This is a genomic window from Phenylobacterium sp. (genome assembly GCF_036963605.1).
GTDB lineage: Bacteria > Pseudomonadota > Alphaproteobacteria > Caulobacterales > Caulobacteraceae > Phenylobacterium.
Genome location: NZ_JBALUY010000015.1, coordinates 34405 through 47023, shown reverse-complemented (window position 1 = coordinate 47023; position 12619 = coordinate 34405). Strand labels below are relative to the sequence as shown.

The following is a 12619-nucleotide window of genomic DNA, read 5'->3' as shown; positions in this document are numbered from 1 at the left end:
AGCAGGCGTCCGGCGCCCAGACTAGATAATCGAACGACTCGCCAGAGGGCGCGGGTCGCGCCTGGAATCCCATGCCTGACCCGCGCTTCTTCGAGGACCTCGGTCCCAAAACGCTTTCCGATCTCGCCCGCCTCGTGGGGGCAGAGCTTCGCGCGCCGGACGAGGGCGCTCGCCAGGTGCGATCCGTGGCGATCCTCGACCGGGCCGACGCCGACAGCATCACCTTCCTCTCCGATCGACGGCGCAAGGCGGATCTTCTGGCCAGCCGGGCCGGCGCCTGCTTCCTGCATCCCAGCCAGGCCGAGGCCGCGCCCGATGGCTGCGCGGTCCTGCTGACCCCATCGCCCCAGGCGGCCTACGCGCTGGCGGCCCAGGCCCTCCACCGCCCACGGATCAACGCGTCCGAGGCCTTTGTCTCTGCCAGCGCCAGGATTGAGTCCGGAGCACGGATCGCTCCGGGCGCGGTCGTCGGCGATGGCGCGCAGATCGGCGCCGGGACCGTGATCGGGTCCGGCGCGGTCATCGGCCCGGGCGTCGCCATCGGCCGTGACTGCGAGGTTGGTCCCCGCGCGGTGATCGGCTTCGCCCTGATCGGCGACCGGGTGCGGATCTATGCCGGCGCAGTGATCGGCGAGGCGGGCTTCGGCGCCACGCCTGGGCCTACGGGGCTGATCGACATCCCCCAGCTTGGCCGGGTGATCATCCAGGATGGGGTGACGGTCGGGGCTGGAACCTGCATTGATCGCGGGGCCTTCGAGGACACGGTGATCGGCGAGAATACGAAGATCGACAACCTGGTGCAGATCGCCCACAACGTCCGCGTCGGGCGCAACTGCGTCATGGCCGCCCATACCGGCATCTCGGGCAGCGTGACGATCGGCGATGGCGCTCAGTTCGGCGGCAAGGCCGGGGTGGCCGACCATCTGGACATCGGCCAGGGCGCCCGCGTCGCGGCTGGCGCCGGGGTCATGAAAGATATTCCTCCAGGCGAAACCTGGGGCGGCGTGCCGGCGCGGCCGGTAAGGACATGGATGCGCGAGACCGCCTGGCTGTCGAAGATGGCCCAGCGCCGCGGAGAAGGAGCAGGCGCATGAGCCGCAAAGCGCCGGTGAACGAAAACCCGACCGAGATCGACATTTCCGAAGTCCTTCGGCGGATTCCGCACCGCTATCCCTTCCTGCTGGTGGATCGCGCCGAGGAGTACAAGCCGAGCGAGTCCATTGTCGGCATCAAGTGCGTGACCTTCAACGAGCCGTTCTTCGCCGGCCATTTTCCAGAGTATCCGGTGATGCCCGGCGTGCTGATCGTCGAGGCCCTGGCTCAGACCGGCGCGGTTCTGATGTCCAAGTCTCTGGACGTCGATGTGGCGGGCAAGACCATCCTGTTCATCTCGTTGGACAACTGCCGCTTCCGCAATCCGGTCAGGCCAGGCGACGTCCTGCGCATGCCGGTCGAGGTCGTTCGCCATCGCGGCGATCTCTTCAAGTTCAAGGGCCACGCCATGGTGGGCGACAAGATCGCCGCTGAGGCCGAGTTCGCCGCCATGGTGGTGGCCACCCAATGAGCGTGGATATCCATCCCACCGCCATCGTCGCCCCGGGCGCCGAGCTGGCCGAAGGCGTGAAGGTCGGTCCCTATTCGATCATCGGCGAGCATGTGAAGATCGGGCCGCGCACCGAGCTTTTGTCGCACGTGATCATCGAGGGCCACACGACCATCGGCGCCGACTGCAGCGTTCGCAACTTTTCCAATCTGGGCGGGCCGCCGCACCATACGGGCTACAAGGGTGAACCTACTGAGCTGATCATCGGTGACCGCAATCGCCTGTGGGAGCACGTCACCATGCACATAGGCACCCCCGATGGCGGCGGCGTGACCCGGGTCGGCAATGACGGCATGTACATGGCCACCAGCCATGTGGGGCACGACTGCGCCGTGGGCGACAATGTCGTCCTGGCGCACTCGGCCACCCTGGGCGGTCATGTGGATGTCGGCGACTTCGTCATGGTCAGCGGCCTGGCCGCGGTGCACCAGCACTGCCGGGTCGGGCGCTATTCGTTCATCGGCGGCTTGGCGGCGGTGACCAAGGACGTCATTCCCTATGGCCTGGTCTGGGGCAACCACGCCCACCTCGAGGGCCTGAACCTCGTGGGGCTCAAGCGCCGCAACTTCTCTCGTGAGATGATCGCCGAGTTGCGTTCGGCCTACCGGCTGCTGTTCGCCGAAGAAGGCACTTTCCAGGAGCGGATCGAGGACGCCATGGCCACCTTCGGCCATAGCGCGCCGGTCATGGAGATCATCGACTTCATCCGCGCCGAGGCCAATCGGCCGCTCTGCCTGCCGGAGCGGGAGGTCTAGGGCCTTGTCCAAGCTCGGCCTGATCGCCGGCGGCGGCGGGCTCCCGGTCGAGATCGCTGCAGCCTGCCAGCGGGCGGGCCGGCCGCTCTTCGTGGTGCGCCTCAAGGGGTTTGCAGGGTCGGAACTGGCGGGCTTTCCCGGGGCCGATATCGGTTTGGCGGAACTCGGCAAGTGCATTCGCGCGCTCAAGACCGCCGGCTGCGCGTCCATCTGCTTCGCGGGCAATGTCAGCCGGCCGGACTTCGCCGCCCTGAGACCCGACGTGCGCGGCCTGAAGGCCCTGCCGGGGCTGGTCGCCGCGGCGCGTCACGGGGATGACGGCCTGCTCCGCGCCCTGCTGCAGGAATTCGAGAAGGAAGGCTTCACCATCGAGGGCGCCGACGAGGCGATGGGGGACCTGCGGCTGCCGGCCGGCGCCCTGGGCAAGGTGCGCCCGGGACCAGCCCACGCCGGCGATATCGCCCGAGGGCTGCATGTGGCCCGTGAACTGGGCCGCCTGGACATCGGCCAGGGCGCGGTGGTCTGCGACGGCCTGGTCCTCGCCGTCGAGGCCCAGGAGGGCACCGACGCCATGCTCCGCCGGGTCGCCGACCTGCCGGCGGCGATTCGGGGGGCGTCGGACGCACCGCGCGGGGTCCTGGCCAAGGCGCCAAAGCCGATCCAGGAGACCCGGGTCGATCTGCCCACCATCGGCCTTGGCACCATCCAGCGGGCCGCACGGGCGGGGCTGGCCGGCGTGGTGGGAGAGGCGGGCCGCCTGCTGGTGCTCGACCGGGCTGAGGTGATCGCCCTGGCCGATGAACTGGGCCTGTTCGTCTTCGGCGTGGAGCCTGACCGTCAATGAGCCAGCCGCTGTGCATCATGCTGGTCGCCGCCGAGGCCTCCGGCGATGACCGGGGCGCAGGCCTGATGGCGGCCCTGAAGGCGCAGCTTGGGCCTGAGAACGTCCGCTTCGTGGGGCTGGGCGGGCAGGGGATGGCGGCTGAAGGCCTGGCCAGCGCCTTCGACATGTCCGAGCTGTCGATCCTGGGCCTCCTGGAGGGCCTGCTGGCCTATCCCAAGGTCGTGCGCCGCGCCGACGAGATGGCCGCCCTGGCGGTGCGGGAAAAGCCCGACGTGGCCATCCTGATCGATTCCTGGGGTTTCACCCTGCGGGTGGCGCAGCGTCTCAAGGCGCAGCTGCCGGACATGCCGGTCATCAAGTATGTGGCGCCGCAGGTCTGGGCCTCGCGCCCCGGCAGGGCCGCGGTGCTGGCGCGGCATGTCGACCACCTGCTGTCGATCCATACCTTTGATGCGCCCTATTTCGAGAAGGCGGGCCTGCCGACCACCTTTGTCGGCAACAGCACGCTCAGCCTCGACCTGTCGGGCGCCGATCCCGTGGCCTTGCGTCGCCGCCTGGCGATCGGACCCGACGAGCCGGTGCTGGTTGTTCTGCCCGGCAGCCGGCCCAGCGAGATCGCGCGCGTGCTGCCGCCCTTCGAGGAAGCTGTCGCCCTGCTGAAGAGCGCCAGGCCTGGCCTGCAGGTGATTGTGCCGGCCGCCGCCACCGTGGCCGATGCGGTCAAGGCGCGGGTCGCCGGCTGGCCCTATCGGGCGCACGTGGTGGAGGGGGAGGCTGATCGGTACTCGGCCATGAAGGCGGCCACCGTGGCGCTCGCCTGTTCGGGCACCGTGACCACCGAGCTCGCCCTGGCCGGCGCCCCCATGGTGGTGGGTTATCGGCTTGGCCCGGTGACCTACGCCATTCTCAAGCGTCTGATCCGCACCGACTATGTGACGCTGTTCAACATCGCCGCGCAGGACTTCGTGGCGCCTGAACTGATCCAGGCTGACTGCAACGGCCCGAAAATCGCCCGCGAGATCGCCCGGCGGCTGGACGACCCGGACCTGCGCCGCGCCCAGGTCGAGGCCCAGGACAAGGCCCTGGCCCAAATGGGGCGCGGCGGCCCCGATCCCTCGGAGGCCGCCGCGCGGGCCGTTCTGAAAGTGCTCGGTCGGGGGGCGGCTTAGCCGCGCTGGTCGACCGAGGTGTAGTCGCGCTGAGCCGCGCCTGTATAGATCTGGCGCGGACGCCCGATCTTCTGCGACGGATCCTCGACCATTTCCTTCCACTGGGCGATCCAGCCGACGGTCCGCGCGAGCGCGAACAGCACGGTGAACATCTCCGGCGGGAAGCCTAGGGCCCGCAGGGTGATGCCCGAATAGAAGTCCACGTTCGGATAGAGCTTGCGCTCCACGAAGTAGGGATCGTTGAGCGCGATCTTTTCGAGCTCCATGGCCACCTTCAGCAACGGATCGTCGGTGTGGCCCATCTCGGCCAGCACTTCATGGCAGGTGGCCTGCATGACCTTGGCGCGCGGGTCGTAGTTCTTATAGACCCGGTGACCGAAGCCCATCAGCCGGTAGCGGCGATCCTTCACGCCCTGAACGTATTCGGGGATGTTCTCCACCGAACCGATCTCGGCCAGCATGTTGAGCGCCTCTTCGTTGGCGCCCCCATGGCTGGGACCCCACAGGCAGGCGATGCCGGCGGCGATGCAGGCGAACGGATTGGCGCCCGACGAACCGGCCAGGCGGACGGTCGAGGTGGAGGCGTTCTGCTCGTGATCGGCGTGCAGGATGAAGATGCGGTCCATGGCGCGCGTCAGGACCGGATTCGGCTTCCAGTCCTCGGCCGGCACCGAGAAGCACATGCGCAGGAAGTTCTCCGCATAGGACAAGTCGTTGCGCGGATGCACGAACGGCTGGCCCTTGGAGTATTTGAAGGCCCGCGCCGCGATGGTCGGCATCTTGGCGATCATGCGATGGGCCGAGATCATCCGCTGCTGCGGATCATCGGTGTTGGTGCTGTCGTGATAGAAGGCCGACAGGGCGCCGACCGCGCCGACCATGATGGCCATCGGGTGGGCGTCGCGACGGAAGCCGGCGAAGAACCGGTCGAACTGCTCGTGCAACATCGTGTGGTAGGTGATGTTGTGGTCGAACTCGGTGAACTGTTCCGCCGTCGGCAGTTCGCCGTGCAGGAGCAGGTAGCAGACTTCCAGGAAGCTGGACTTCTCGGCCAGCTGGTCGATCGGGTAACCCCGATGCAGCAGAATGCCCGCGTCGCCGTCGATGTAGGTGATCTTGCTTTCGCAGCTCGCCGTCGACGTGAAACCCGGATCGTAGGTAAAGACATCGGCCTCGGCGTACAGCTTGCGCACGTCCACCACGTCCGGACCCGTCGTACCCTTCAAGATGGGTAGCTCGACAGATTTGGCGCCAATGCTGATCTTCGCCGTATCGACCATGCCATCCCCTTTCAAATGACTAGGAATTAAAACGTCTGTTCGCTTGGCCTTATAGCGGTTTACGCAGCGGGCGAAAGCGCATCGTCAAGCCGACCCAGGCTTTCCTCGCGTCCAAGCGCCGTGAGCGCGCCGGCGAGGTCCGGCGCAGAGGCGGCGCCGGCCAAGCAGATGCGCAGGGCCTGGCCGAACTTACCGATGCCGACGCCTTCGGATTCGGCGAAGGCGCGAATCTCGACCTCGAGGGCCGGAACATCCCAGGCGTCGGCCGTGGCCAACCGGTCCCGCAGCCGGCCTAGTCGTGCGCGGGTTTCTTCGGTGAGCAGCACGGCCGCCTTTTCGGGCATGGCCAAGGGCCGCTGCGCCAGGACGAAGACCGTCGAATCGGCCAGGTCCAGCAAGGTCTTGGCGCCGTCGCGCACCAAGGGAATGGCGCGTTCGAGTACGGGACGAAGGTCGGCCGGGACCTTCAAATCGCGGCTTTCGTGGATGGCTGTCACGCGGTCCGCCAGGCGGCTGATCTCGGCCTGGCGGATGTAATGGTTGTTGATATGATTGAGCTTGGCCCAGTCCAGGCGGGCCGGCGCGCTGACCACGTCTGCGATGTCGAACCAGCTGATGGCCTGCTGGTCGCTGAAGATCTCGTCGTCCCCATGCCCCCAGCCCAGGCGGGCCAGATAGTTGCGCATGGCCTCGGGCAGATAGCCCATGGAATCGAACTCGCTGACGGCCTGGGCGCCGTGGCGTTTGGAGAGCTTGGCGCCGTCGGGGCCGTGGATCAGCGGCAGGTGGGCCCAGACCGGAACCTCCCAGCCCAGCGCCTTGTAGATCAGCGTCTGGCGAGCGGCGTTGTTCAGGTGATCGTCGCCGCGAATCACGTGGGTCACGCCCATGTCGTGGTCATCGACCACGACGGCCAGATTATAGGTCGGCGAGCCGTCGGTGCGCAGCAGGATCAGATCGTCCAGATCCTTGTTCTGGAACCGAATGTCCCCCTTCACCTTGTCGGCCACCACGGTGTCGCCGGTGAGCGGGCTCTTGAGCCGCACGACGAAGGGGCGGTCAGGGGCGTCATTGGGGGCGATGTCGCGCCAGGGCGAGCGAACCACCCGGCCTTCGGCCCGGGCGGTTTCACGCTCGGCGTCCAGCTCTTCAGGCGTCATGTAGTCGCGATAGGCTTCGCCGCGGGCCAGAAGGTCGTCCACGGCGGCCCGATGAAGGTCGGCCCGGGCGGCCTGGAACACGGGCGCCTCGTCGGCCTCAAGGCCCAGCCACTTCAGGCCCTCGAAGATGACCCCCACGGCGGCCTCGGTGGAGCGCTCACGATCGGTGTCCTCGACGCGCAAAAGGAACTTTCCGCCCGTGCGCCTGGCATAAAGCCAGTTGAAAAGCGCCGTGCGGGCCGTGCCAATATGCATCGAGCCAGTGGGCGAGGGGGCGATCCGGGTGACGACGGGACGGTCGGGCATCGAGGTCGGGGGTCTTGAGGTGTCGCAGGCCGGCGGGATCGCCGGGCGATGGGGCCGGGGTCTTAGCATGCGCTTCCCCAGGGCTCCTAGTCCGCGGGCGCCGGCCGCAGCGTTGCAGGCCGCCGTCCTTGAGCAGGCCGATCGTTGGAGCCTGTGGACGCCGGTGGCCTTCGGCCTGGGTTGCGCGGCCTATTTCGCCCTGGACCGGGAGCCGCTGGGCCTGGTCGCCTGGGGCGCGGCGGCCCTGGCGATGGCGCTCCTGATCTCTGCGCGCCGGCTGAACATTTCCCGCGGCGCCTCCCTGATGCTGATCCTCACAGCCTTTGGCCTGGCGGGGTTCTCGGCCGCCAAGTTCCGCACCGAGGCTGTGGCGGGCCCCATCGCGCCGGCCATGGACCAGCCCGCCCAGATCGAGGGCTGGGTTGTGGACGTCGCCAGCCCCGGCCAGGGCGGCAGCCGTATCCTCGTGGCGCCGACACGGATCGAGGGCCTGACGCCGGTCGAGACGCCGAGCCGCGTCCGGATCACCCTGCGCGACGTCACGCCGCCGGCGCCGGGCCAGGCCGTGCGCATGCTGGCTCTGGTGAACCCGCCGCCACCGCCCGCCAGTCCAGGGGGCTATGACTTCGCGCGGGACGCCTTTTTCGAGAGCATCGGCGGCGTCGGCTTCGCACTCACCCCGCCGGAGGCTGCGGACCTCCCGACGCCGCCGGGGCGGCTTGTGCTGGATATGCGTATCAACGCCGCCCGCTGGGCGCTGGCCCAGAAGATCGTCGCCTCAATGGGCGCGGAGACCGGCGGGCTGGCTGCCGCCATGGTCATGGGCAACCAGGCCTTTATTCCGCTCGAGCAGATCGAGCACATGCGGGCCTCGGGGCTGGCTCATCTGATTTCGATCTCCGGTCTGCACATGGCCATTGTCGGCGGTTTCGTTTTCGCCGGCGTGCGGGCCGGTGTGGCGGCCTGGCCCTGGCTGGCCTTGCGGGTGTCCAGCAAGAAGGTCGCGGCCTTGGCCGGACTGAGCGCAGTGGCCTGCTATCTGGTGGTGTCAGGTGCCCCAGCGCCGGCCGAGCGGGCGGCGATCACGGCGTCCGTGGCCTTCGCCGCCGTGATTTTCGATCGGCGGGCGATCAGCCTGCACGGCCTGGCCCTGGCGGCCCTGATCGTCATGCTGATCCATCCCGAAGCAGTGACGGAACCCGGCTTCCAGATGTCCTTCGCCGCCACGGCGGCCCTGGTCGCCCTGGCCGAGGCCTGGCCGCGCCCGATCCGCGAGATCAGCGCGCCATGGCCGATCCGTCTTCTCCAGACCTGCCTGACCTGGCTGAGCGCCAGCCTGGCCGCCAGCTTCGTGGCCGGCATGGCGACCGGTCCCTTCGCCCTACAGCACTTCAACCGGATGGCCACCTTCGGCCTCTTGGCGAACCTGGCGGCCTCGCCGATCTCGTCCTTCCTGATGATGCCGAGCCTCGCCATCGGCGCGGCGCTCGCGCCGCTGGGGCTGGGGGATATCCCCCTGATGGTGTCGGGCTGGGGCATCGGGTTGATCACCGACGTGGCCCAGATCGCCGCCGAGGCGCCCGGCGCAAGCCTGCTGGTCGCCAGCGCCCCGGCGTGGACCCTGCCCAGCGCCTTTCTCGGCATCCTCTGGATGTGTCTGTGGCGTGGGCCTGTCAGATGGCTCGGCCTGCCCTTTGCGCTGGCGGTGAGTCTCGCCCCGCGGGGCGAACCGCCGACACTCTGGGTGGCCGCCGACGGCGCTCAGGTGGCGGTGCGGCAGGGCGAGGCGGCCGTCCTGATGCGGCCAGACGTCAAGCGATTCGCGGCCGAGCGTTGGGCGCAGAGGCGCGGCCTTACGCCGAGCGTGGATGAAGCACCGCGGGATGAACTCTATGTCTGCGATCGGTGGACCTGCCGCCCGGGCCTGAACGCGCCGGCGTCTGTCGCCACCTATTGGAGCCGCAAGACGCCGGACGCCGAAACCCTGGCGAGACTGTGCGCCTCAGCCGAGGTGGTCGTCGTGCGCCCGGAGATGCCACCGAATCTGTGCCCTGGCGTGATCGTCCTGAGCGGGACGGACTTCGCTCGCGGGGGCGCCCTGGAGCTGAGCCGGAAGGACGGCGTATGGCTCGCCCTCTGGACTCAGGACCTGCGTGGACACAGGCCCTGGACCTGGGGGTCTAGTGATAGCGGCGGATAAGGCCGACGAGCCGCCCCTGCACAGCCACCTGATCGGGGCCGAAGATGCGGGTCTCATAGGCCGGGTTGGCGGCCTCCAGGGCCACCGAGGCGCCCTTGCGGCGCAGGCGCTTCAGGGTGGCCTCTTCGCCCATGACCAGGGCGACGACGATGTCGCCGGAATTGGCCGAGTCGGCCCGCCGGATCACCACATAGTCGCCGTCGAGGATGCCGGCGTTGATCATCGAATCGCCCTGGACTTCGAGGACGAAGTGCTCGCCGGCGCCCAGCATGGATTCTGGCACGTGGATCCGGTCGCGTTCCTGCTGGATCGCCTCGATCGGCGTGCCGGCTGCGATCTTGCCGAGCACCGACAGTTCGCGGGTGTCGTTGGCTGCGGTGGGCGCCTGCGGCCCGTCCCCCGGTTCGACGAGCTGGGGCCGGAAGGCCTGCCGGCCCTTGGGCGGGGCCGTCGCCGTGGCCTGCTGCGGCAGCTTCACGACCTCAAGCGCCCGGGCGCGATGGGGGAGGCGACGCAGGAATCCGCGTTCCTCAAGCGCCGTGATCAGCCGATGGATGCCAGACTTGGAGGCCAGGTCGAGGGCTTCCTTCATCTCGTCGAAGGACGGCGAGACGCCGGTCTCCTTGATCCGCTCATGGATGAACATGAGCAGTTCGTGCTGCTTACGGGTCAGCATTGGACTTTCCCAACCTAAAGAACAAATCGCAAACGTTACGAATGTTCTCTAGGCGTTCTTCCTTAATGTCAAGTTACCCACAAGGCCGTTGAAATGGCGTGGGATCTCGAACCTTGGCAGGCGGCCGCAGGCCGACTCGGTCCTGGGCGTCAGCCGAGTAAGGTCTGGGCGGCCAGGGACACATCAACCTGACGCATCAGGCTTTCGCCGACCAGCATGGCTCGCGCGCCGGCGGCCTCCAGCCTTCGGACATCGGTGGGCCCGACGATGCCGCTTTCGGTGACTAGCAGGGCCTCTCGCGGCGCCAGGGCGGCCAGCCGTTCGGTGATGGACAGGTCCGTCTCGAAGGTGCGGAGATTGCGGTTGTTGACGCCGACCAGCCGGGCCCCCAGGGCGCCGGCCCTGGCCATCTCGGCCTCGTCATGGACCTCGACCAGGGCGTCCATCCCCCAGGTGTTCGCCTCGGCCAGGAGTTCGCTGGCGAGAGCATCGTCGACCATGGCCATGATGATCAGGATGGCGTCGGCGCCCAGGGCGCGGGACTCGGCCACCTGCCAGGGATCGACCAGGAAGTCTTTGCGGATCGCCGGCAGGCTCACGGCGTTCCGCGCGGCTGTCAGATAGGCGTCGTCGCCCTGGAAGCTGGGACCGTCGGTGAGCACCGACAGGCAGGCTGCGCCGCCGGCCTCATAGGCCCTGGCCAGGGCCGGGGGGTCGAAGTCGGCGCGGATCAGGCCCTTGGATGGCGAGGCCTTCTTGATTTCGGCGATCAAAGCCAGACGGCCCGGCGCATGCGCCGCAGCCAGTGCGGCGTGAAAGCCCCGGGGCGCGCTGACGACCTTGGCGGCCGCCTCCACCTCGGTCACGCTGCGGGCGGCCTTGCGCTCGGCGACCTCGGTCCGCTTGTAGGCGGCGATCTGGTCGAGGATGTCGCTCATGAGTTGGTGATCTCGCACAGCCGGTCGAGGGCGGTCAGCGCCCGACCGTCGTCGATCACCTGTCCGGCCAGAGCGACCCCTTCGCTCAGGGTTTCGACCTTCTCAGCCACCAGGAAGGCGGCGGCCGTATTGAGCGCGACAATGTCCCGATAGGCGCCGGTCTCGCCCTGGAGCAGGGCGCGCAGCGCCGCAGCGTTGACCTCCGGCGCACCGCCGGTCAGATCGGACAGGGCGGCGCGGGGCAGGCCGACGGCCTCCGGCGTAATGGTGAAGAGCCGCACCTGGCCGTCCCGATACTCCGCCACCTGGGTCTCGCCGGTGGTGGTCATCTCGTCCATGCCGCCGCCATGGACCACCCAGGCCCGCTCGGCGCCCAGGCCGCCCAGCACCCGGGCCAGAGGCTCGACCCAGCGCTCGGAAAACACGCCTAGCACCTGGCGCCGGGCGCCGGCCGGATTGGCCAGGGGACCCAGCAGGTTGAACAGGGTGCGGAAGCCGAGCTCGGCGCGGATCGGGGAGACGTGCTTCATGGCCCCGTGGTGGGCCTGGGCGAAAAGGAAGCAGAGGCCGGCCTCGTCCAGGGCGCGCAGCTGCTGCTCGCGGCCAGCGTTGATATTGACCCCGAGCGCAGCCAGCACATCGGCGGCGCCGGACCGGGACGACAGGGCGCGGTTGCCGTGCTTGGCCACCTTCAGGCCGCCGCCGGCCGCCACCAAGGCCACGGCGGTGGAGATGTTGAGGGTGTGGAGCCCGTCGCCGCCGGTGCCGCAGACATCGATCACTTGGTAGGGGTGATCCAGGGTGACGGCGGCCTCGCGCATGGCCCGGGCGCTGGCTGTGATTTCGCCCACCGTCTCGCCACGCATCCGCATGGCGGTCAGCGCCGCGGCCACCTGGGCCGGCGTCGGCTCGCCCCGCAGACAGGCGGAGAAGAAGACCTGGGCGTCGGCTTCCGAAAGGGTCGCGCCGTCGGCCAAGCGGGCCAGCAAGGGCTTGAAGGCGTCAGACATGGGGCGGGCTCACGCCTCGGTCAGACGCCGCGCGCCGGCCAGATCGAGGAAGTTGGACAGCAGGGCGTGACCGCCCTCGGTGGCGATGGACTCCGGGTGGAACTGAACCCCGAAGACCGGGCGGCTCACATGCTGCACGCCCATGACCTCGCCATCCTCGGTCCAGGCGGTGATCTCCAGGACGTCGGGCATGGTCTCCCGGCGCACCGACAGGCTGTGATAGCGGGTGGCGGTGAAGGGGTCGGGCAGGCCGGCGAAGACACCCTTGCCGGTGTGGTGCATGGGGCTGGTCTTGCCATGCATGAGGGTCGCCGCCCGGATCACCTCGCCGCCGAAGGCCTGGCCGATCGCCTGATGGCCCAGACAGACGCCGAAGATCGGCAGGTCGGCCGGCGCCTTGGCCAGCAGGTCGAGGCAGAGTCCGGCCTCATTGGGAGTGCAGGGACCGGGGGACAGCAGCACGCCCTCAGGCTTCAGCGCGATCACCTCTTCGGCGCTCAGCGCGTCATTGCGATGGACCAGCGTTTCGGCCCCAAGCTCGTTCAGATAGTGGACGAGGTTGTAGGTGAAGCTGTCGTAGTTATCGACGACCAGGATCATGAGGGGTTCTCTAGGCCAAAGCTCTGAGGTGCGCAAAGCGCCGCGTTGCATATGTGGTTAGGCCGGCCGATGCTGCAA

General features: G+C 68.5%; 12 protein-coding genes. 6 read left to right on the top strand and 6 right to left on the bottom strand.

What is annotated here, in order from left to right:
• Positions 1 to 71 precede the first annotated feature (71 nt).
• The 5 genes from lpxD to lpxB are packed head-to-tail and all read left to right on the top strand — an operon-like array spanning position 72 to position 4371.
• Positions 72 to 1094, top strand: coding sequence for a UDP-3-O-(3-hydroxymyristoyl)glucosamine N-acyltransferase (gene lpxD / locus V7702_RS04735; protein WP_335648987.1), 1023 nt, complete (start codon positions 72 to 74; stop codon positions 1092 to 1094).
• Positions 1091 to 1564 (top strand): 3-hydroxyacyl-ACP dehydratase FabZ, encoded by a 474-nt coding sequence (gene fabZ, locus V7702_RS04730; protein WP_305288045.1) that lies wholly within the window; start codon positions 1091 to 1093, stop codon positions 1562 to 1564. Before lpxD ends, fabZ begins: the two co-directional genes overlap by 4 nt.
• 2 nt (positions 1565 to 1566) lie before the next feature.
• Positions 1567 to 2358, top strand: a complete 792-nt coding sequence (gene lpxA, locus V7702_RS04725) for an acyl-ACP--UDP-N-acetylglucosamine O-acyltransferase (protein ID WP_335648989.1) — start codon at positions 1567 to 1569, stop codon at positions 2356 to 2358.
• A 4-nt stretch (positions 2359 to 2362) separates the two neighbouring features.
• Positions 2363 to 3202, top strand: coding sequence for a UDP-2,3-diacylglucosamine diphosphatase (gene lpxI / locus V7702_RS04720; RefSeq protein ID WP_335648986.1), 840 nt, complete (start codon positions 2363 to 2365; stop codon positions 3200 to 3202).
• Positions 3199 to 4371, top strand: a complete 1173-nt coding sequence (gene lpxB / locus V7702_RS04715; protein ID WP_335648985.1) for a lipid-A-disaccharide synthase — start codon at positions 3199 to 3201, stop codon at positions 4369 to 4371. The genes lpxI and lpxB overlap by 4 nt, the downstream gene beginning before the upstream one ends.
• Here lpxB and gltA read toward each other — a convergent pair.
• Positions 4368 to 5651 carry a citrate synthase gene (gltA, locus tag V7702_RS04710; protein WP_335648984.1) on the bottom strand — a complete coding sequence of 428 codons (1284 nt, stop codon included), beginning with the start codon at positions 5649 to 5651 and terminating at the stop codon, positions 4368 to 4370. The two genes, lpxB and gltA, sit on opposite strands and share 4 nt — an antisense overlap.
• Positions 5652 to 5710: 59 nt before the next feature.
• Positions 5711 to 7117, bottom strand: coding sequence for a glutamate--tRNA ligase (gene gltX / locus V7702_RS04705; RefSeq protein WP_335648983.1), 1407 nt, complete (start codon positions 7115 to 7117; stop codon positions 5711 to 5713).
• Positions 7118 to 7229: 112 nt separating this feature from the next.
• On the opposite strand from gltX, the gene V7702_RS04700 reads away from it, so the two are divergent.
• Complete coding sequence (locus V7702_RS04700) at positions 7230 to 9317, top strand: ComEC/Rec2 family competence protein (protein ID WP_335648982.1); 2088 nt, start codon at positions 7230 to 7232, stop codon at positions 9315 to 9317.
• On the opposite strand, the gene lexA is transcribed toward V7702_RS04700, so the two are convergent.
• The 4 genes from lexA to V7702_RS04680 all read right to left on the bottom strand — a co-directional run bounded on the left by lexA (position 9298) and on the right by V7702_RS04680 (position 12541).
• Entirely contained in the window at positions 9298 to 9993 is a 696-nt protein-coding gene (gene lexA, locus V7702_RS04695) for a transcriptional repressor LexA (protein ID WP_335648981.1), read from the bottom strand. The two genes, V7702_RS04700 and lexA, sit on opposite strands and share 20 nt — an antisense overlap.
• 149 nt (positions 9994 to 10142) lie before the next feature.
• Positions 10143 to 10931 (bottom strand): indole-3-glycerol phosphate synthase TrpC, encoded by a 789-nt coding sequence (gene trpC / locus V7702_RS04690; RefSeq protein WP_335648980.1) that lies wholly within the window; start codon positions 10929 to 10931, stop codon positions 10143 to 10145.
• Positions 10928 to 11941: an anthranilate phosphoribosyltransferase gene (gene trpD / locus V7702_RS04685; RefSeq protein ID WP_335648979.1), complete on the bottom strand. Its 1014-nt coding sequence runs from the start codon at positions 11939 to 11941 to the stop codon at positions 10928 to 10930. The genes trpC and trpD overlap by 4 nt, the downstream gene beginning before the upstream one ends.
• A gap of 9 nt (positions 11942 to 11950) precedes the next feature.
• Positions 11951 to 12541, bottom strand: coding sequence for an anthranilate synthase component II (locus tag V7702_RS04680; RefSeq protein ID WP_335648978.1), 591 nt, complete (start codon positions 12539 to 12541; stop codon positions 11951 to 11953).
• Between the last annotated feature and the right edge of the window lie 78 nt (positions 12542 to 12619).